The 18,974-nt window shown below is 72.6% G+C and carries 17 protein-coding genes and 1 tRNA gene; 9 read left to right on the top strand and 9 right to left on the bottom strand.

Annotation, left to right across the window (positions count from 1 at the left end; translation table 11 throughout):
- Nucleotides 1–55 precede the first annotated feature (55 nt).
- Complete coding sequence (locus B5D80_RS11505) at nucleotides 56–511, bottom strand: GatB/YqeY domain-containing protein (protein WP_088643824.1); 456 nt, start codon at nucleotides 509–511, stop codon at nucleotides 56–58.
- A 25-nt stretch (nucleotides 512–536) separates the two neighbouring features.
- Between B5D80_RS11505 and B5D80_RS11500 the strand changes: the two genes are divergently transcribed.
- Both B5D80_RS11500 and B5D80_RS11495 read left to right on the top strand, forming a co-directional pair.
- On the top strand, nucleotides 537–1,430 hold the full coding sequence (locus tag B5D80_RS11500) for a metallophosphoesterase (RefSeq protein WP_088643823.1): 894 nt from the start codon (nucleotides 537–539) through the stop codon (nucleotides 1,428–1,430).
- A 216-nt stretch (nucleotides 1,431–1,646) separates the two neighbouring features.
- Nucleotides 1,647–1,720, top strand: a tRNA-Pro gene (locus tag B5D80_RS11495).
- A gap of 151 nt (nucleotides 1,721–1,871) precedes the next feature.
- On the opposite strand, the gene B5D80_RS11490 is transcribed toward B5D80_RS11495, so the two are convergent.
- Complete coding sequence (locus B5D80_RS11490) at nucleotides 1,872–2,699, bottom strand: LysR family transcriptional regulator (protein WP_088643822.1); 828 nt, start codon at nucleotides 2,697–2,699, stop codon at nucleotides 1,872–1,874.
- Nucleotides 2,700–2,768: 69 nt separating this feature from the next.
- Between B5D80_RS11490 and B5D80_RS11485 the strand changes: the two genes are divergently transcribed.
- A complete protein-coding gene (locus B5D80_RS11485; protein WP_088643821.1) occupies nucleotides 2,769–3,500 on the top strand; it encodes an SDR family oxidoreductase in 732 nt (243 codons plus the stop codon).
- A gap of 112 nt (nucleotides 3,501–3,612) precedes the next feature.
- On the opposite strand, the gene B5D80_RS11480 is transcribed toward B5D80_RS11485, so the two are convergent.
- Complete coding sequence (locus B5D80_RS11480) at nucleotides 3,613–4,839, bottom strand: chymotrypsin family serine protease (protein WP_144081644.1); 1,227 nt, start codon at nucleotides 4,837–4,839, stop codon at nucleotides 3,613–3,615.
- Between the two features lie 254 nt (nucleotides 4,840–5,093).
- Here B5D80_RS11480 and B5D80_RS34780 point away from each other — a divergent pair, with 254 nt between their 5' ends.
- The gene (locus B5D80_RS34780; protein WP_088643819.1) at nucleotides 5,094–5,774 is read left to right on the top strand and encodes a M23 family metallopeptidase; all 681 of its coding nucleotides are present in this window, start codon (nucleotides 5,094–5,096) and stop codon (nucleotides 5,772–5,774) included.
- Nucleotides 5,775–5,846: 72 nt separating this feature from the next.
- Entirely contained in the window at nucleotides 5,847–6,953 is a 1,107-nt protein-coding gene (locus B5D80_RS11470; RefSeq protein WP_088643883.1) for a calcium:cation antiporter, read from the top strand.
- 23 nt (nucleotides 6,954–6,976) lie between these two features.
- Here the strand turns inward: B5D80_RS11470 and B5D80_RS11465 are convergent, their stop codons facing one another.
- From B5D80_RS11465 to B5D80_RS11455, 3 genes are all read right to left on the bottom strand, one after another.
- Nucleotides 6,977–7,453, bottom strand: coding sequence for a hypothetical protein (locus B5D80_RS11465; RefSeq protein WP_088643818.1), 477 nt, complete (start codon nucleotides 7,451–7,453; stop codon nucleotides 6,977–6,979).
- A 199-nt stretch (nucleotides 7,454–7,652) separates the two neighbouring features.
- Entirely contained in the window at nucleotides 7,653–8,111 is a 459-nt protein-coding gene (locus B5D80_RS11460; protein WP_088643817.1) for a lamin tail domain-containing protein, read from the bottom strand.
- Nucleotides 8,112–8,253: 142 nt separating this feature from the next.
- Nucleotides 8,254–8,937, bottom strand: coding sequence for a histone deacetylase (locus B5D80_RS11455; RefSeq protein WP_245854472.1), 684 nt, complete (start codon nucleotides 8,935–8,937; stop codon nucleotides 8,254–8,256).
- Between the two features lie 173 nt (nucleotides 8,938–9,110).
- On the opposite strand from B5D80_RS11455, the gene B5D80_RS11450 reads away from it, so the two are divergent.
- Entirely contained in the window at nucleotides 9,111–10,532 is a 1,422-nt protein-coding gene (locus B5D80_RS11450) for a GGDEF domain-containing protein (RefSeq protein ID WP_088643816.1), read from the top strand.
- A gap of 37 nt (nucleotides 10,533–10,569) precedes the next feature.
- Here the strand turns inward: B5D80_RS11450 and B5D80_RS11445 are convergent, their stop codons facing one another.
- Together B5D80_RS11445 and B5D80_RS11440 are read right to left on the bottom strand one after the other, a co-directional pair.
- Nucleotides 10,570–11,631: an aspartate-semialdehyde dehydrogenase gene (locus B5D80_RS11445; protein ID WP_088643815.1), complete on the bottom strand. Its 1,062-nt coding sequence runs from the start codon at nucleotides 11,629–11,631 to the stop codon at nucleotides 10,570–10,572.
- A gap of 5 nt (nucleotides 11,632–11,636) precedes the next feature.
- Nucleotides 11,637–12,902: an aspartate kinase gene (locus B5D80_RS11440; RefSeq protein ID WP_088643814.1), complete on the bottom strand. Its 1,266-nt coding sequence runs from the start codon at nucleotides 12,900–12,902 to the stop codon at nucleotides 11,637–11,639.
- 245 nt (nucleotides 12,903–13,147) lie between these two features.
- Between B5D80_RS11440 and B5D80_RS11435 the strand changes: the two genes are divergently transcribed.
- From B5D80_RS11435 to leuA, 3 genes are all read left to right on the top strand, one after another.
- Nucleotides 13,148–13,966 carry a hypothetical protein gene (locus B5D80_RS11435; protein WP_245854470.1) on the top strand — a complete coding sequence of 273 codons (819 nt, stop codon included), beginning with the start codon at nucleotides 13,148–13,150 and terminating at the stop codon, nucleotides 13,964–13,966.
- Nucleotides 13,967–14,050: 84 nt separating this feature from the next.
- Nucleotides 14,051–14,581, top strand: coding sequence for a nitroreductase family protein (locus tag B5D80_RS11430; protein ID WP_088643813.1), 531 nt, complete (start codon nucleotides 14,051–14,053; stop codon nucleotides 14,579–14,581).
- A gap of 311 nt (nucleotides 14,582–14,892) precedes the next feature.
- Entirely contained in the window at nucleotides 14,893–16,650 is a 1,758-nt protein-coding gene (leuA, locus tag B5D80_RS11425) for a 2-isopropylmalate synthase (RefSeq protein ID WP_088643812.1), read from the top strand.
- 58 nt (nucleotides 16,651–16,708) lie between these two features.
- Here leuA and B5D80_RS11420 read toward each other — a convergent pair whose 3' ends face one another.
- Nucleotides 16,709–18,892 (bottom strand): MMPL family transporter, encoded by a 2,184-nt coding sequence (locus B5D80_RS11420; protein ID WP_088643811.1) that lies wholly within the window; start codon nucleotides 18,890–18,892, stop codon nucleotides 16,709–16,711.
- Between the last annotated feature and the right edge of the window lie 82 nt (nucleotides 18,893–18,974).

Raw genomic sequence — 18,974 nt, 5'->3', positions numbered from 1 at the left:
CCGCCCGTCGCGTGTCCGACGTACCGGTGAGCGGACCGACCGGCGTGACGGTGGGTCAGAGGCCGAGCTGTCGGCGTACCTCGGCGGCGACGCGACCACCCTCGGCCCGGCCGGCCACCGCAGCCTGGGCCGCCTTCATCGCCGGGCCCATCTGGGACTTCTCGGTGAAGCCGCCCGCGGCCAACGCTCCCGACACCAGCTCCGTCAGCTCCTGCTCCGAGAGCTGCTTCGGCAGGTAGCGGTCGAGCACCGCGCCCTCGGCGGTCTCCTTGTCGGCCTGCTCGGCGCGGCCGGCGTCGGCGAACGCGGCAGCCGCCTCCCGGCGCTTCTTCGCCTCCTTGGTCAGCACCGCGAGCACCTCGTCGTCGGAGAGCTCGCGCTTGGCCTTGCCGGCGACCTCGGCGTTGCCGACGGCGGCCAGCGCCATCCGCAACGTGGAGGTGGTCAGCTCGTCGCGCGCCTTGAGGGCGGCGCGCATGTCTGCGGTCAGGCGGTCCTTCAGCGTGCTCATGGACGCTCAAACTACCCTGGTCGGCATGCGAAAGCGCACACTATTCGGCCTCGCCGCCGGGACCGTCGCCGCCGGGGCGGCCACGCTGGCGTACGCGTCCCTCGTCGAACGCAACATGTTCACCCTGCGCCGGTACGACGTGCCGGTGCTGCCGGCCGACGCCGAGCCGCTGCGCGTGCTGCACCTGTCGGACCTGCACATGATGCCCGACCAGCGGCGCAAGCAGCAGTGGGTGGCGTCGCTGGCCGCCCTCGACCCGGACCTGGTGGTGGTCACCGGGGACAACATGGCCCACCCCGACGCGGTGCCCGGGGTGCTGCGCGCCCTGCAACCCCTGCTCGACTACCCCGGCGCGTTCGTCTTCGGCTCCAACGACTACACCGGGCCGGTCTGGAAGAACCCGTTCACCTACTTCCTGCCCGGCCGGGAGTACACCGAGGGCGCCGCCCTGCCGTACGAGGAACTGCGGGACGTGCTCACCGGGGCCGGCTGGGCGGACCTCAACAACGCGCGTACCTCGATCAAGGCCGGTGGCCGCCTGATCGAGCTGGTCGGCGTGGACGACCCGCACATCGGGCAGGACGACTACCCGGCCGTCGCCGGCCCGGTCACCCCCGCCGCCGACCTGTCCATCGCGCTCGCCCACGCCCCGGAACCGTCCCTGCTCGACCAGATGGCCGCCGACGGCTTCGGCCTGCTGCTGGCCGGGCACACCCACGGCGGTCAGGTCTGCGTACCCGGTTACGGCGCGCTGGTGACCAACTGCGGCCTGCCCAGGGCGATGGCGAAGGGCCTGCACCGCTGGCCCGGCTCCGACTCCTGGCTGCACGTCTCGGCGGGCCTCGGCACCCACCCCACCGCCCCGGTCCGCTTCGCCTGCCCACCCGAGGCCAGCATCCTCACCCTCACCCCCCGCTGATCCCCGCTCTGCCGCCCCTGCTCTGCTGCCTCCACCGCTCCGCCCCCATGATCAGATTGCCGTTTCGCGCAGTCGTGACGGCGTGTCTTCGTCATTTCGGCAATCTGATCATGGGGGCGGGCAGGCCAGGGTCGGGTGCCGGCCTGGCCGTCGCCGGAGCGGGGGGTACCGAGTTTGATCGGCGGAGCGGGTGGGCTACTATTTCACCGCACGCCTCGGGGTGTGGCGCAGCTTGGTAGCGCGCTTCGTTCGGGACGAAGAGGTCGTCGGTTCGAATCCGGCCACCCCGACAGAGGTCAGAGGGCACATCCGATCGACGGATGTGCCCTCTAGTGCTTTGACGTATGAGCGGGTCCGTGCGGCTGCGCCGCGCTGGGTCGACGTGGTGCTGGACGCGGTCGGTGGGCAGGTGCTGCGCGTTGCTGCGGCGGTGAGCCGGTGTCAGCCTGCAACCGCAGCGCGGACGAAGGCCGCGACCTCGCGCGACGTGCTGGTCTGCGACCAGGCGAGGACCAGGGTGGCCGGGTCGGCGTCCAGGACGGGCCGGCTGATCAGGCCCGGGGGCAGGTACTCGCCTACCGATTCCGGGACGACCGCGATCAGGCGGCCGAGCTGGATCAGGTGCAGCAGTTGGTTGCTGTCGGTGACCGGGTGGCCGGTGACGCCGGGGCGGGCTTCGGGCCAGCGGGGCATCGGCTCGCCGTGCAGGTCGGCCATCGACACGGTGGCCCGTTCGGCGAGCCGGTGGCCCTCGGGCAGCAGCACGACCTGGTCCTCCGTGTGCAGGTCGTCGCTGTCCAGGCCGGTCAGGTCGTTCTGCGGCCGGTGCAGCAGGGCGAGGTCGGCGCGGCCGTCGCGGACCATGGCGGCGCGTTCGCCGACCCGGAAGGCGAGGTCGACCGGGACGGCGCCGGGAGATGCCGCGTAGCGGTCGAGGATGGTGCGCAGCAGTCCGGCGTCGCCGCCGGGTTTGAGGGCCAGGGTCAGGCGCGGGGTGGTTCGGGCGGCTTTCCGGGTACGCCGGATCGCCGCCTCGACCGCGTCGAGCGCGCGGCGGGCCTCGGTGAGCAGCACCTCGCCGGGCGGGGTGAGGTGGACCGCGCGGCTGGTGCGGTCCAGCAGCGTGACGCCCATCCGGCGTTCGAGCAGGCGGATCGCTCGGGACAGGGGTGGCTGGGCGATGCCGAGGCGCTGTGCGGCGCGGCCGAAGTGCAGTTCCTCGGCGACCGCGACGAAGTAACGCAGTTCGCGCGTCTCGACGTCATCCATACCGCCAAGGTATCGCCACGGACCGGTTCGGTCCTGGTCCGCAGGCGCTGCCGGTGATGGGCTGGGGGCATGAGTGGAGCACGCATCGCGCTGGTGACCGGGGCGAACAAGGGGATCGGGCGGGCCGTCGCCGAGGGCCTCGCCGAGTTGGGGATCACCGTGCTGGTCGGTGCCCGCGACCTTGAGCGGGGAGCGGAGGCGGCGGCGAAGATCGGGGGCGCGTCGGCGGTCCGGCTGGACGTGACCGATCCGGCCGGGGTCGCCGCTGCCGCCGAGGAGATCGGGGCCCGGTTCGGCCGGCTGGACATCCTGGTCAACAACGCGGGGATCGGCGGTGACCTGACGGCGCAGGCACCGGGGGCGGCCCGGCTGGACGGCATCCGGGAGGTGTTCGAGACGAACCTGTTCGGGGTGGTGACGGTGACCGAGGCGATGCTGCCGCTGCTGCGCCGCTCGGCCGGTGCGCGGATCGTGAACGTGTCCAGTGGCACGTCGTCGATGGCGTGGACGACCGACGCGACCCACTATCTGAGCCGGATGCCGGCGTCGCTGGGTTATCCGGTGTCCAAGGCGGCGTTGAACATGCTGACCGTGCAGTACGCGAAGGCGCTGGCCGGCGACGGGATCCTGGTGAACGCCATCGCGCCGGGCGCGTGCGACACGGATTTCGTCAAGGGGCTGCCCTTTCAGCTGTCCCGGACGCCGGCCGAGGGCGCGGCGGTGGTGGTGCGGCTGGCCACGCTGGGACGGGAGTGCCCCAGCGGCGGATTCTTCGACGACGACGGGAAGGTGCCGTGGTGAGACGGCTCAGCCCGAGGTCAGGGGCCACTCCCGTCAACTGAGAGTGGCCCCCGGCGCAGTCGGGGACGACGGCGGCACGGTCACCCGTGCCCGCCGGACCCCGTCGGTCAGGTCAGGACGGGTTCAGTTTGATGGAGAAGCCGTTGAAGATCGTCCATACGTCGACCCAGCCCAGTCCGGTGGTGCACCCGGACGCGCCGCAGCCGTAGCCGACGCTGACGATGCCGTTGAGTTGGCGGGAGTTGGGGTCGTTGAGGTAGATGACCGGCCCACCGCTGTCGCCACCGCGACCGACGATGCCACCGGCGTTCGGTACGCCGTAGCTGCCCCAGACGGTGGTGCCGTTGACGGTCCAGCTGGCATTGCCCGCGTAAACCGTCCTGATGTTGCAGACGACCTTCGAGTTGTATCCGAGCTGGCAGGTGAAATCGCCGACCGCCACATTGCGTACGCCGTTGAGATAGCGGGCGTAGCCGGTCGCGTCGACGCCGTCCCACGTGTATCGGTACGTCGGCGCCTCGATGAATACCGAGTCGAGATCGGCCCGCTTGTACTTGACCTGGCCGATGTAATTGCCGCCGGCCGCCGACACGTTGTCACCGACGTTGTAGCAGTGGCCGGCGGTGACCAGCCATTGCCGGCCGTCCCAGGTGCTGACGGCGGGGATGCCGCTGGTGCAGTACGACTCGCTTCCGTAGGCCGGCCCGAGGGCTGCTCCCGCGTAGAACGGGGAGGTGTCGTTCCAGCGGCTCAGCGGCTTCGACGGGGGTGCCTGCCGGACGCGGATCTCGGTGGCGTCGGCGGCGGCGCGCCGCTGCGCGACGGCCGGCGAGGCGAGGTACGCGTGCGCGGCCTGGGCGTCGTCCACGGCGAGTTCGATGACGCTGCCGTCGACGGAGCTGCCCGCCAGGCCGACCGTGAAGGGCAGGTCGGTGCGTTCGGTGAGGGCGGTGATCTCCTGCCGGAGCTGCTGCCGCGACTTCCTGCTCTGCACCACGTTGATCAGCCGGGTGTTCACCTTGGGGTTGACCCGGCGGACCGCGGCGATGAAGGCGCGTCCCTGCCGCACGTCGGTCAGGTAGACGTTGACCGACCGGTAGTCGGCGGCCATCTCGACCTGCGTGTAGATGTCCGCCCGGGTGCTTAGCCCGACCTGGGCCACGGCATCGGCCGCCAGCCGCAGGGGTTCGAGCACCGTGGCCTGTCGTTCCGGCGTCATGGCCGCCACCGCCTCGACGCTGAGCGGTCGCGGTGATGCCGCGTTGGCCGGCACGGCCATGAACGGCAGTACGACACCCACCCCGACCAGTGCGAGGGTTCTTCGGAGGGAATTGTTCATCTGCGTCCTCTCGACAATTGGAGAACGTTTCTCCATCGAGAGCATCATCTATGAATTTAAGTTCGGCAATAAGCTCGCCTGTCGGGTGATGGACTGAACGCCACCGCGCCGGTCCGACTATTCGGAACGCGCGTACTGTTTTCGTCGGGAGAATTGTCCGGCCGATGCGGAACGTCACGACCGGGCCGGATTCGCCCCCGGGATGCCGGTGGCCGTGGCGTCGTACCGTTGGCGTCCCACCCGCAAGGAGCCCGATGTCGATCCCCGATCCGGTCGCGCTCGCCCTGCCGTTCCGGGGCACCTGGCTGGTCCGCAACAGCCCCGCCCGGCGGGTGCCCAGCCACGGCACCGACCTCTTCGCCACCACGTACGCGATGGATTTCGTGGCGGTGCGGGGGCGACGGACGGCGACCGTCCGGGACTGGCGGACGCTGCTGGCGACCGAGCCGCCGCAACGGTTCCTCGCCTTCGGGCGGCCGGTCCTCGCCCCCGCCGCCGGCCGGGTGGTGGCGGTGCACGACGGGGAGGCCGACCACGAAGCCCGCCGGTCGCCGACGACGCTGCTGTCCTACGCGCTGACCCAGGCGGCCCGGGTCCGCCGGGGCGCGGGCGCCGTCGCCGGCAACCACATGATCGTCGAGCTGGCCGGGCACCGGGGGTACGTCCTGCTCGCCCACCTGCGCGCCGGGTCGGTCCGGGTGGCGGTGGGCGACGAGGTCGGCGTCGGGCAGAAGCTGGGCGACTGCGGCAACTCGGGAAACTCCACCCAGCCGCACCTGCACCTACAGGTGATGGACGCCGCCGACCCGTACGCCGCCCGGGGCTTGCCGATGGCCTTCCGGCACTACCGGTCGTGGCGGCGGGCGGGCGACCCGCCGGTCGAGGTCGACCGGGGCGTCCCGGGCGAGGCGGCGGTGGTCGAGCCGACACGGTGACCACCACCCGCCCGGTGACGTCCGCCGCCCGGCGCAGCGCGACGACCCGGTTTTCCTGGCAGGGTGTACGGCATGCCCGCGCTGCTCCGCCCCCGGATGTCCGACTGGACGATCGTGGTACCCGTCCTCGCGGTGCTGCTGCTGCTCGTCACCTGGAACCGCGAGCTGCCGGGCGTGCTGGTGGCGGTGGTGGCCCTCCTGCTGGCCGGCGCGGTGCTGGCGGCCGTGCACCACGCCGAGGTGGTCGCCCACAAGGTCGGTGAGCCGTACGGTTCGCTGGTGCTCGCGGTGGCGGTCACCGTCATCGAGGTCGCCCTGATCGTCACCCTGATGATCAGTGGCGGCGACAAGACCCAGGCGTTGGCCCGGGACACCGTCTTCGCCGCCGTGATGATCACCTGCAACGGCATCCTCGGGCTCTCGCTGCTGCTCGGCGCGCTCCGGCGACGAGTGGCCGTGTTCAACCCGGAGGGCACCGGTGGGGCGCTGGCCACCGTGGCGACCCTCGCCACCCTGAGCCTGGTGGTGCCGACATTCACCACCAGCAAGACCGGCCCCGAGTTCTCCCCCGCCCAGCTCGCCTTCGCGGCCGTGGCGTCGCTGGCGCTGTACGGGCTGTTCGTGATGGTGCAGACCGGCCGGCACCGGGACTACTTCCTGCCGGTGACCAGCGACGGCAGCGTGCCCGACACCGACGGCGACGGGCACGCCGACCCGCCGTCGACGCGTACCGCGGTGACGAGCCTGGTGCTGCTCGTCGTCGCCCTGGTCGCCGTGGTCGGTGACGCGAAGACCGTCTCGCCGACCATCGAGGCCGGCGTCGCGGCGGCGAACCTGCCGCAGTCATTCGTCGGGGTGGTCATCGCGCTGCTCGTGCTGCTGCCGGAGACCCTGGCCGCCGCCCGCGCGGCCCGCCGGGACCGGGTGCAGATCAGCCTCAACCTGGCGCTCGGCTCCGCGATGGCGAGCATCGGCCTGACCATCCCGGCGATCGCGCTCGCCTCGATCTGGCTGGACGGGCCGCTGCTGCTCGGCCTCGGCGGCACCCAGCTGACCCTGCTGGCGTTGACCGTCGTCACCGGCGTGCTGACCGTGGTGCCGGGCCGGGCCACCGTCCTACAGGGCGGGGTGCACCTGGTGCTGCTCGCCGCGTTCGTCTTCCTCGCCGCCAGCCCCTGACCCGCCGCACCGGCGGGGCGTCGTCAGTCGTCGTGGCGTTCGGTGCGGGCGACCTCGGCGAACGCCGCTTCCAGGCACCCGGCGAACGGCACCCCGGTCACCGCGAGCAGGTCGGCCACCAGCAGCGGCGCGTGGGCGGCGACGGCAGCCGGGTCGGGCGGGGTGTCGTCGTCGCCCGGGTCGTAGACGCCGAGCGCCCCGGCCAGCAGCACCAGCACCACGTGCGGGTCGACGTCGGGTCGCCAGGTCGCGGCTGCGCGGACGCAGCGTTCCAGCACCTGCCGCACGTCGTCGCTGTCGAGCCCGTCGGGGTGTGCCTGCTCCAGCAGGATCCGGACCATCCCGCCGAGGACCAGCCCGGCGCGGTCGGCACCGGCGAGCCGGGGCACCGCGTCGTCGTACGCCACGCCGTCGCGGGCCTGGGCGGCCTCGACCGCCACGGTGGCGGCCACCGCGATCTCGCGGGCCGGGGCGGGCAGGTGTCGCCAGGTCACGGTCACCGGCCCAGCATGGCAGAGCCGGCCGACCCGGCCCCGGCCGGACGCCGGGGTCGGGTCGGCGTGGGCGCAAACGGGTCGACCGCCCCGGGACCGGCCGCGACTCCCGGTGCGAGAAGTCGCCGGCCGCCCTCCCGGGACGGTCGGACGATGGCCGGATTACGCCCCTCAACGCTCCGGTCACCGCGGGTCCGAGCGGTGCTCAGCAGTACGTGTAGCTGCCCTTGCTCCCCCACGAGCAGGAGTCGATCCCGGTGCCGGCGGAGTTGCGCAGGTAGGCGGTGTCGCCGGTGTTGTTCCAGATGTAGTTCCCGGAGCCCCAGTACCGGTGGGTGGAGGTGTTCTTGCCCTTGCCGGTGTGGATGTAGACGCTGGCGCCCTTGGCGAGACGGACGTCGCCGGAGAACGTGTAGACGTGCTTGGACTTGTCGCGCAGCGTCCAGGACTTCAGGTTGATCGTCGAGCTGCGCCGGTTGGTCAGCTTGACGTACTCGGCGTTGAGGCTGGTGTTGGAGCGGGTGTCGCTGCCCGGGGAGTTGTAGTAGACCTTCGTGATCTCGACGGCCGGGGTGGCGGCCTGGGCCGGTCCGGCAACGGTGAGTGAGCCGCCGACGGCGACGGCGAGCGCCACGGCGAATCCGACGAGCCTGGTGTGCTTCACGCGTACCCCCACAGGTTCACGGACCGGCGTCCACGGGGACCGGTCACGGAAAGTGGGCCGAGGCTATCGACGCGGACCGGCGACTGTGGACCGGAAATGCGTCGCGTCGCCAAACCGGTCCGCCAGTCCCGGCAGCGGGACCCTAATGGTGATCATGGATGGCGCGATCGTCAGGCGACGGCGTCCCTTCCACCGATCCGCACTCCTCCGGCGGGCGGATCAGGTCGACCAGTCGGGGTCGGGTCCAGTGCCCGGCCACCCCGGGCCGGTCGGCCAGGTAGTCGACCGTCTCGGCCGGCGTCCAGCCGTGCGCCTCCCGCAACCCGGCGGCGATCATCCGCAGGTAGACCGGGGCGGGCGGGGTCCACGCCACGTCGGCGGCCCGCCACGGCGCGGTGAAGGTGAGCATCGGCAGCCCGTCGCGGGTGCCGACCCGCAGCAGCGTCTCGTAGCGCCCCGGGCCGAGGGTGGCCCGGCCGTCGGCCACCGCCACGTCGAGCGCGGGCAGGTCGTCGCCGGGCGGACGGTACATCTCCTGGGCGGCGAGGTCGGCGAACTGCGCCCGGGTGAGCAGGTAGCCCCGGGCCGCCGCGACGCCGGGCAGCGTCGGGTCGTAGAAGGCCATCCCGCCCGTCCAGGCCCGGGACTCGCCGGCGAAATAGATGCCGCCGGGGATCAGCGCCGGCAGCGTGCGGCGCGGCGGTCGGCAGTCCCGGCAGCCGGGGTACGTCCGCAGCCCGCCGGGCGGCCGGCCACCGGAGAGGTACCAGCCGAGCCGGGCGGCGTGCAGGTTCGACCCGTAGGCGACGTACCAGAGCAGTTCCATGCCGCCCCCTCCCGCGCGCCGGGGTCCCCACGCTATCGCCCACAGGCCCTGTCCACACCCTGTGGATGAAACATGTGTACGAACAGAACGATCTTGTACGGCCGAACGGCCGCCGCTGAGTACGCTTGATCGCAGCCCCGGCGTCCGCCGGGCCCTCTCCCACCTGGAAGAACGTGGATCACGAGCGAGTCGTCCGGGACGTCACGGTCCGCCTGTCGATGGCGTCGACCGCCGCCGAGGCCTGCCGGTGGACGGTGACCGCGCTCGCCCGGCACGCCCCCGCCACGATCTCCGTCCTGCTCCAGGTGCACGACCGGCTGCGCTGCATCGCCGCCACCGGGGCCTGGCAGGTCTTCTCCGCCGTCCCGCCGAAGTCGGGCATCGTCGGCCGGGTGTACGCCTCCGGCGCGGGGGCCACCGTCGGGGACGTCACCGCCGACCCGGACTACCTGCCGCTGCGCCCCGACGTCACGGCCGAGATCTGCGTACCGGTGCGGGACCCGCAGGGCCGCCCGATCGGCGTGCTCGACCTCCAGTGGAGCGGGCCGGTGGACCTCACGCCGTGGCGGGAGACCGCCGACCGGCTCGCCGAACGGCTCGGCGCCCGGATCGCGGCGCTGGGCGGGCCGCCCGCCGAGAGCCGCAGCGAGAAACTGCTCCGGCACGCCACCGCGATGACCGCCGCCCCCACCGACTGGGACCTGCTGACCGCCGCGCTCACCGCCGCCCGGGAGGTCTCCACCCTCTCCACCGCCGTGCTGGTGCTCGCCGGCCGGCACGGCCCCCGCGTCGCCGCCCCCACCACCGTCCCCACCGGGTGGGAGGCGCGGGTGCGGTCCGCCCTGGCCGACGTCTCGACCACGCAACTCGACCGGCTCGTCGCGCGGGCCCACCGGTACGGCGCGGCGTACACCCTGGGTGAGTCGGGCTGCCCGCCCACCGAGGAACACCAGGCGCTGGCCCGCGCCGGGGTACGCACCCTGGTGTCGGTGCCGGTCGGCCCACCTGACGACGGCGGGGTGCTGCTGGTCGCCGACGAGCGGCTGCTGCACCCCGACCCGACCACGGTCAACCTGATGGAACTGCTCGCCGGGCAGGCGTGGGCCGCCCTGGAGCGGCTGCGTACCCTGGCGCAGCTGCGGGAGCAGGCCAGCCTCGACCCGCTCACCGGGCTGCGGCACACCGGCACGTTCGGGCGGCGGATCGCGGCGGCCACCCCCGGGCGTACCGCGCTGCTCGCCATCGACGTGGACGGCTTCAAGAGCGTCAACGACACGTACGGCCACCAGGCCGGGGACCGGCTGCTGGTGGGGCTGGCCCGCGCCCTGGAGGCGGCGCTGCGGCACGGCGACGAGCTGTACCGCACCGGCGGCGACGAGTTCGTCGCGGTGATCGAGGTGGCTCACGCCGACGAGGCGGTCCGCATCGCCGAGCGGCTGACCGAGGCCGCCCGGCGCACCGGCCGCACGATCAGCGTGGGCGTGGCGCTACCGCTGCCCGGCGAACCGGCCGACCGCACCCTGCACCGCGCCGACCAGGCCCTCTACGCGGCGAAACACCAGGGCCGAAACCGGGTCCACCTCTCCACCCCCTGACCCCCGCCCCGCCCCGCCACCGCCCCGGCGGGGGGGGTTAGGGGCGGGGGCGGGGGTTGACGACTAGTTCTGCGATCTGGGCGGTGTTGAGGGCGGCACCCTTGCGCAGGTTGTCGCCGGTGACGAAGAGGTCGAGGGCGCGCGGGTCGTCGACGGCCCGACGGATCCGGCCGACCCACGACGGGTCGGTGCCGACCGCGTCGATGGGCATCGGGAACTCCCCGGCCGCCGGGTCGTCGACCAGGATCACGCCCGGGGCGTTACGCAGCGCCTCCCGGGCCCCCTCGGCGTCGACCTCGGTGGCGAAGACGGCGTGCACCGCGACCGAGTGGCCGGTCACCACCGGCACCCGTACGCAGGTGGCGGAGACCTTCAGGTCGGGCAGGCCGAGGATCCTGCGGGACTCGTTGCGGACGGTCAGCTCCTCGGACGACCAGCCCTGCTCGGCCGGCGACCCCGCCCACGGCACCACGTTCAACGCCAGCGGCGCGGGGAACGGCCCCAGCTCGTCGCCGACCGCCTGCCGGACGTCGCCGGGCCGGGAGCCGAGCACCCGGTCCCCGGCGATCTTGCCGAGTTGCAGGTGCAGGGCGTCCACCCCGGCCTGCCCCGCCCCCGACACCGCCTGGTACGACGCGAGCACCAGCTCCCGCAGGCCGTACTCGCGGTGCAGCGGGGCGATCGCCACGATCATGGTCAGGGTGGTGCAGCTGGCGTTGGCGATGATCCCCCGGGGCCGGTGGTGCACCTGCTCGGGGTTGATCTCGGGCACCACCAGCGGGACGTCGCGGTCCGCCCGGAACGCGGCCGAGTTGTCGACGACCACCGCGCCCCGCTCGGCGGCGACCGGCGCCCAGTGCGCCGACACCTCGTCGGGCACGTCGAAGACCGCCACGTCGACCCCGTCGAACGCCTCGGGGGTGAGCGCGCCCACGGTCAGCTCCTCGCCCCGGCAGCGCACCTGCCGCCCGACCGAGCGGGCCGAGGCGAGCAGCCTGATCTCCCCCCAGACGTTGCGCCGGGAGGAGAGCAGGTCACACAGCACGGTGCCGACAGCCCCCGTCGCCCCGACCACGGCCAGGGTGGGCTGCGGTCCCATCGGGGCTACCGCCCGGTTCCCGCGTACACCACGGCTTCGGAGTCGCCGCCCAACTCGAACTGGTCGTGGATGGCGCGTACCGCCCGGTCGAGGTCGGTGTCCCGGCAGACCACGGAGACCCGGATCTCGGAGGTGGAGATCATCTCGATGTTGACGCCGGCCGCGCCGAGGGCGGCGAAGAAACCGGCCGCGACGCCCGGGTGCGAACGCATCCCGGCACCGATCAGCGACACCTTGCCGACGTGGTCGTCGTAGAGCAGGCCCTTGAACTTGACCGGCTCCTGGATCTTGCTGAGCGCGGCCATCGCGGTCGGCCCGTCGGCCTTGGGCAGGGTGAACGAGATGTCGGTGCGCCCGGTGCCCTCGGTGGAGACGTTCTGCACGATCATGTCGATGTTGATCTCGGCACCGGCCACGGTGTCGAAGATGCTGGCGGCGGCACCCGGCTCGTCGGGCACCCCCACGATCGTGATCTTCGCCTCGCTGCGGTCGTGGGCAACCCCGGTGATCAGTGCCTGTTCCACGGGAAGGTCCTCCATCGATCCGGTGACCATGGTGCCGGTGTTGGTCGAGTATGACGAACGGACGTGGATCGGCAAGCCCGCCCGGCGCGCGTACTCCACGCTGCGCAGGTGCAGCACCTTGGCGCCGCAGGCGGCCAGCTCCAGCATCTCCTCGTAGGTGATGTGCTGGATGTGCCGGGCGTTGGGCACGATCCGGGGGTCGGCGGTGAAGATGCCGTCGACGTCGGTGTAGATCTCGCAGACGTCGGCGTGCAACGCGGCGGCGAGCGCCACGGCGGTGGTGTCCGAGCCGCCCCGGCCCAGCGTGGTGACGTCCTTGGTGTCCTGCGAGACGCCCTGGAAGCCGGCCACGATCACCACCGCGCCCTCGTCGAGCGCGCCCTTGAGCCGCCCGGGGGTGACGTCGATGATCCGCGCCCGGCCGTGCGCCGAGGTGGTGATCACGCCGGCCTGCGAGCCGGTGAACGAGCGTGCCTCGTACCCCAGGTTGTGGATCGCCATGGCCAGCAGCGCCATCGAGATCCGCTCCCCGGCGGTGAGCAGCATGTCCAGCTCACGACCCGGCGGCAGGGGGCTGACCTGGTTGGCCAGGTCGAGCAGCTCGTCGGTGGTGTCGCCCATCGCGGAGACCACCACCACCACGTCGTCGCCGGCCTTGCGGGCGGCGACGATGCGCTCGGCCACCCGCTTGATCCGCTCGGCGTTGGCGACGGAGGACCCGCCGTACTTCTGCACCACGAGTGCCACGACGGCGCACTCCCTCCCAGCGACGACCCTGAGCGTGCCGACGCCGCCGGCTGAAGTCCGGCGGCGCGTGTCAGACCACCCCAGGGTATCGGGCGGTACGCGAGTGCGGGTCGGGTGATCCCACCATCCGGCGCAGGCCACCGCCACCGACCGGGGTTCGCGCGGGGGACGCGACCTGACACGCCCGGCCCGTCACCGGCCCGTGCGGGGTCGTCCGGGGCCGTCGGCGGGCGCAGAATGACCCCGTGCACGCCCATCCCCACCCGATCCCACCGTCCCCGGAACCGCCCGGCCGCCGGGGGTGGCCGGGCCGGTCGGTGCTGCCGGTGCTGCCGGTGCTGGTGCTGCTGGCCGGTTGCGCCTCCGACGGGCCGGACGCCCCGCCGACCGGGTCGCCGTCCGTTCCGACGCCCGTCGCGGTCGACAGCGCCCGCGACGAGCTGGCCGCGCTGGCCGCCGCCGCCCGGGACCGCCACCTGACCGCCCGGTACACCCTGACCGGCACCGGCGGCCCGACCCGCGAGATCACCGTGACCAGCGCGAACGACGGCAGTTGGCGGGTGGACGTGCCGGGGGGTGCCCTCGGCGGGACGGCCGACGTCGCGCTCGCCGCCACCCGGGACGGGCTGTTCCAGTGCGGCCTGCCGTCGGCCGGCCGCCCCGAGCCGGCGAGCTGCGTACGGCTGGGTGACCGGGACGACGCGGTGCCGCACCGGCTGGACCCCCGGGTGCAGCACCCGTTCACCGACTGGCTGGAGGTGCTCACCGACCGGCGTACCGCGCTGTCGGTCTCCACCGCGACCACGCCGCCCGGGGTGCCGGGGACCTGCTACGTGGTGGAGAGCACCGCCGCCTCGCTGCACCCGCCGCTGGACGTGGGCGTCTACTGCTACCAGCCGGACGGGACGCCCACCTTCGTCCGGGCGGCGCTGGGCACGTTGACCCTGGCCGGCCCGCCCGGCCCGGCACCCGACACGGTCCCGCTGGCCGGGCCGGTGGTGCCCGGCGAGCCGCTCGGCCGGGAGGCGGGGGCGTCGGCGGAGCCGAGCCCCGGAACGTCCTGACCCGTTCGAGCGTTACGGGTGGCCTTGACCACATTTGCCATAGCGGGCTAATCCACCAAATACCCCATACGGGATTCTCTTCGCATGGCTCACCTCACCCCGCTGCTCGCGTTCCGCTGGAGCCCCCGGGCGTTCCACCCGACCGCCGAACTGACCGGCGACGAGGCGGCGTCCCTGCTGGAGGCGGCCCGCTGGGCCCCGTCGGCCGGCAACGCCCAGCCGTGGCGGTTCGCCCTCGGCCGCCGCGACGACGAAACCTGGAAACGCATCCTGGTCAGCCTCACCGGGGCCGACCAGCGCTGGGCCCGCCACGCCGCCGCGCTGCTGGTGGGCGCGCACGTCGCCGGCGACCCGGAGCGGTGCGCGTACGACCTGGGCCAGTCGGTCGCCCACCTCAGCGTCCAGGCCACCGCCCTCGGTCTACACGTGCGCCAGATCCGCGACTTCGACCGGGCCGCGCTCGCCGCCGAACTGGACCTGCCCACCGGGGTACGCCCCCTGGTGGTGGCCGCCGTGGGCCCGCTCGGCGACCCGTCAGCCCTGCCCGGGGACCTGCTGCGCCGGGAGACCGCGCTGCGCCGCCGGCACCCGGTCCACGCCCTGCTGCTCGGCTGACGCCACCACCCCTCGACGGTGGTGGCGGGACCTCGGCCGGCGGCCCGGGGCGGGTGCGATTCGGATCTCAGAGTCCGGACCCACCTTTGCACCCCCCGGCTCATCACGTAGGGTCACTCTGTCATGTGGCGGGCGTACCTTCTCCTTGGTCGCCGCGACGGGGCCTGACCGGCCGGCACCCCGTCGCGGAGTCGAACCGCGCCGTCCAGCAGATCCGAACTCCATCTCGGCAACCGTCCGGGCATCGCCGCCCGGCACCCGCCGACACCTTCGCAATGCTGACGCCACCTGACCCACGGGAGCACTCCGTCATGGCTCAACCTGTCACCACCGACGCCGACGCCGCCGATCAGATCGCCCGGCAACGTCCCAGCCGGATGCCGTACCAGCGCTACCAGCCGTACCACCAGCAGTTCCGGATCGACCTGCCGGACCGCACCTGGCCGACCCGGCACGTCGAGGCCGCCCCCCGCTGGTGCGCGGTCGACCTGCGCGACGGCAACCAGGCCCTGATCGACCCCATGTCGCCGGAGCGCAAGCGGCGGATGTTCCAGCTCCTGGTACAGATGGGCTACAAGGAGATCGAGGTCGGCTTCCCCTCGGCCAGCCAGACCGACTTCGACTTCGTCAGGCAGCTCATCGAGCAGGACCTGATCCCCGAAGACGTCACCATCCAGGTGCTCACCCAGTGCCGGGAGCACCTGATCGAGCGGACCTTCGAGTCGCTGCGCGGCGCGCACCGGGCCATCGTGCACTTCTACAACTCCACCTCCACGCTCCAGCGTCGGGTGGTCTTCGGCCTGGACCGCGACGGCATCACCGACATCGCCACCCAGGGCGCGCGGCTCTGCCGCAAGTACGCCGAGATCCACACCCCGGACACCGACATCTACTACGAGTACTCGCCCGAGTCGTACACCGGCACGGAGCTGGAGTACGCGGTGGAGGTGTGCGGCAAGGTCATCGAGGTCATCGACCCCACCCCGGACCGCAAGCTGATCATCAACCTGCCGGCCACCGTCGAGATGGCCACCCCCAACGTGTACGCCGACTCGATCGAGTGGATGCACCGGCACCTGCCCCGCCGGGACAGCCTGGTGCTCAGCCTGCACCCGCACAACGACCGGGGCACCGGGGTCGCCGCCGCCGAGCTGGGCCTGCTGGCCGGCGCGGACCGGATCGAGGGCTGCCTGTTCGGCAACGGCGAGCGCACCGGCAACGTCGACCTGGTGACGCTGGGGCTGAACCTGTTCTCCCAGGGCATCGACCCGATGATCGACTTCTCGAACATCGACGAGGTCAAGCGGGCCGTCGAGTACTGCAACCAGCTCCCCGTGCACGAGCGCCACCCGTACGCCGGCGACCTGGTCTACACCGCCTTCTCCGGCTCCCACCAGGACGCCATCAAGAAGGGCTTCGACGCGCTGACCCGCGACGCCGAGGCGGCCGGGGTGCCGATCGACGAGTTCACCTGGGCGGTGCCCTACCTGCCGATCGACCCGAAGGACCTGGGCCGCACCTACGAGGCGGTCATCCGGGTCAACTCGCAGTCCGGCAAGGGCGGCGTCGCGTACATCATGAAGACCGAGCACCAGCTGGACCTGCCGCGCCGGCTCCAGATCGAGTTCTCGGGCGTCGTGCAGCAGGTCACCGACCACGACGGTGGCGAGGTCGAGCCGGGCACCATGTGGCAGATCTTCGCCCGCAACTACCTGCTCGACCACCAGGTCGACCCGGCCGTCACCCTGGCCGACTACACGATCCGCACCACCGACGGCAAGGTCGAGGTCGAGGCCGAGGTCGGTCTGGGCGGCGAACGACGCGCGCTCACCGCCGTCGGCAACGGCCCCATCGACGCGTACGTCAACGCGCTGCAGGCCGTGGGCGTGGCGGTACGGGTGCTGGACTACCACGAGCACGCGCTGTCCTCCGGCGGGGACGCCCAGGCCGCCGCGTACGTGGAGTGCGACGTGGACGGCCGTACCGTCTGGGGTGTCGGCGCGGACGCCAACATCGTCACCGCCTCGATCAAGGCGGTGACGAGCGCGGTCAACCGCGCCCGTCGCTGATCCCGGCGGTGGCGGGTGGCCCACCCGGGTGGGTCACCCGCCACACCGCGCCGGTGCGTCAGGCCGAGCTGACGACCTCGGCGGCCGGCCGCACCGGCACCTCGTCACCCCCGTCGCCCTCACGGAAGCCGATCCGGCGGTGCAGCCCGGCCAGCGGCCCCGGCGCCCACCAGGCGGCCCGACCGAGCAGCTTCATGGCGGCCGGCACCAGCAGGGCGCGGACCACCGTGGCGTCCACCAGCACCGCGACGAACAGACCGACGCCCGTCAGTTTGATGAAGGTGATCCCCGACGTGGCGAAGGCACCGACCACCACCATGAAGAGCAGGGCCGCACTGGTGATCACCCCGCCGGTCCGCTGGAGGCCGTCCACCACCGCGCCGGTCGGATCACCGTCGCGCTCGTAGTGCTCCCGCACCCGGGACAGCAGGAAGACCTCGTAGTCCATGGAGAGGCCGAAGGCGATGGCCAGGATGAGCACCGGCATCGACGGCTCGATCATCCCGATCGGGGTGAACCGGAGCAGGTCCGACAGGTGTCCGTCCTGGAAGATCCAGACCAGCACGCCGAACGTCGCGGAGAGCGAGACGACGTTGACCACCATCGCCTTCAGCGGGAGGACTACCGACCCGAAGGCGAGGAAGAGCAGCACGAAGGTGGCGGCGGCCATGGTCAGCCCCATCCACGGCAGCATCGCGGACATGTTGTCGAGCTGGTCGACCAGCTGCGCGGTCATCCCGCCGACCAGCACGCCGGCACCGGGCGGCGGCGGCACCCGGCGTACCTCGGCGACGAGGTCGCGGGCCTGCTGGGACATCCGGTCCGGGATGAACCCCACGGACAGCCGGGCCGTCCGGTCCGCCAGCCCGGTCGTGGTCACCCGGTCGACGCCGGGCAGCGCCGCCAGCCGGGCCGAGTAACCGGACAGCTCGGCCCGCTGGGCCGCCCCGGTCACCGGCGCGGGCAGGGTCACCAGCACCGTGATCGGGCTGGTGGAGTTGGCCGGGAAATCCCGGGCGAGCGTCTCCGAGACGACTCTCGTCTCGGTGCCCTCGGGCAGCGCGCGGGCGTCGATGCCACCCCAGCTGATCCTCAGGAACGGCAGGCCCAACAGCAGCAGGACGCCCAGGGTGACCACGAGATAGCTCACCGGTCGCCGCATCACGCTCAGCCCCAGCCGCCGCCACCGCTGACCGTCGTGGGAAACCCTGCGGTCGAGCAGGCGCACCCGTCCCCGGTCCACCCGCCGGCCGAGCAACGCCAGCAGGGCGGGCAGCACGGTCAGCGCGGCCACCATGTCGACCAGCACGGTCGCCACCCCGCCGTAGCCCATGGACCGGAGGAAGGTCTGCGGGAACAGCAGCAGGCTACAGAGCGCCACCGCGACGGTGAGCCCGGAGACGAGGACCGTCCGCCCGGCCACCGCCACCGTACGGGCCACCGCCTCCTCGACCGTCTCCCGCACCCTCAGCTCCTCGCGGAACCGGACGACCATGATGAGTCCGTAGTCGATGGCGAGCCCGATGCCGAGCAGGGTGGTGATGTTGACGGAGTAGACGGAGATGTCGGTCAGCAGGGTGAGTCCGTGCAACGCCGCGAACGATCCGAAGATCGCCACGGTGCCGATCGCCAGTGGCAGCAGGGCGGCCACGACGCTCCGGAAGATCACGACCATCAGCAGGAACAGCACCGGCGCGGCAAGCGCCTCGGCCAGCCCGATGTCCTTCTTGACCCGACTGGAGATGAGCTGCTGGGTCGGCACCTGCCCGCCGACGGCGCTGCTGAGCCCCGGCACGGCGAACCGGTCCCGGATCGCGTCCAGGTTCTCCCGCCGGTCCCGCTCGTCCGCCCCCACCAGGCTCACCACGGCGAAGGTCGCCCGCCGGTCCGCGCTGACCAGGTTCGGCGACGAGGTCGACCAGTAGGTGTCGAACCTCACCACCCGGTCGCGGGGCAACGCCTCCAGCACCCGGGTGACGTCGGCACGGAACCCGGCGTCGTCGACCGTCCGGTTCGGTGAGCGGTACAGCACCACCACGTCGGCGGAGTCGCGGCCCAGCGTGGCCGTCTCCACCTCGGTGGCCCGTTGGCTCTCGCTGCCCGCGACCTCGAAGCCGCTGGAGGAGGTGAGCGCGGCGAAGACACCCACCCCCCAGACCGCCGCCGCCACGGTGAACAGCACCGCGAGACCCATCACCAGGCGGCAGTGCCGGTGGATCCACCGGCCCCAGCGCATCAACATGGTCCCTCCCGAGGACATCACTTCGGTCGGCCGGCCGACGACGGGCCGGATTCACGGTCGACGACGGCGCGTGCCCGGACGG

It is taken from the genome of Micromonospora wenchangensis (assembly GCF_002210435.1).
Lineage (GTDB): Bacteria > Actinomycetota > Actinomycetes > Mycobacteriales > Micromonosporaceae > Micromonospora > Micromonospora wenchangensis.
The sequence above is the reverse complement of the archived record's forward strand: the minus strand, read 5'-3'. Positions and strand labels throughout refer to the sequence as shown.

Excerpts from the sequence above, each read along its gene's own strand:
- B5D80_RS11505 (WP_088643824.1), bottom strand. The coding sequence starts at position 511 with ATGAGCACGCTGAAGGACCGCCTGACCGCAGACATGCGCGCCGCCCTC.
- B5D80_RS11500 (WP_088643823.1), top strand. The coding sequence starts at position 537 with ATGCGAAAGCGCACACTATTCGGCCTCGCCGCCGGGACCGTCGCCGCC.
- B5D80_RS11490 (WP_088643822.1), bottom strand. The coding sequence starts at position 2,699 with ATGGATGACGTCGAGACGCGCGAACTGCGTTACTTCGTCGCGGTCGCC.
- B5D80_RS11485 (WP_088643821.1), top strand. The coding sequence starts at position 2,769 with ATGAGTGGAGCACGCATCGCGCTGGTGACCGGGGCGAACAAGGGGATC.
- B5D80_RS11480 (WP_144081644.1), bottom strand. The coding sequence starts at position 4,839 with ATGAACAATTCCCTCCGAAGAACCCTCGCACTGGTCGGGGTGGGTGTC.
- B5D80_RS34780 (WP_088643819.1), top strand. The coding sequence starts at position 5,094 with ATGTCGATCCCCGATCCGGTCGCGCTCGCCCTGCCGTTCCGGGGCACC.
- B5D80_RS11470 (WP_088643883.1), top strand. The coding sequence starts at position 5,847 with ATGCCCGCGCTGCTCCGCCCCCGGATGTCCGACTGGACGATCGTGGTA.
- B5D80_RS11455 (WP_245854472.1), bottom strand. The coding sequence starts at position 8,937 with ATGGAACTGCTCTGGTACGTCGCCTACGGGTCGAACCTGCACGCCGCC.
- B5D80_RS11445 (WP_088643815.1), bottom strand. The coding sequence starts at position 11,631 with ATGGGACCGCAGCCCACCCTGGCCGTGGTCGGGGCGACGGGGGCTGTC.
- B5D80_RS11430 (WP_088643813.1), top strand. The coding sequence starts at position 14,051 with ATGGCTCACCTCACCCCGCTGCTCGCGTTCCGCTGGAGCCCCCGGGCG.
- leuA (WP_088643812.1), top strand. The coding sequence starts at position 14,893 with ATGGCTCAACCTGTCACCACCGACGCCGACGCCGCCGATCAGATCGCC.
- B5D80_RS11420 (WP_088643811.1), bottom strand. The coding sequence starts at position 18,892 with ATGTTGATGCGCTGGGGCCGGTGGATCCACCGGCACTGCCGCCTGGTG.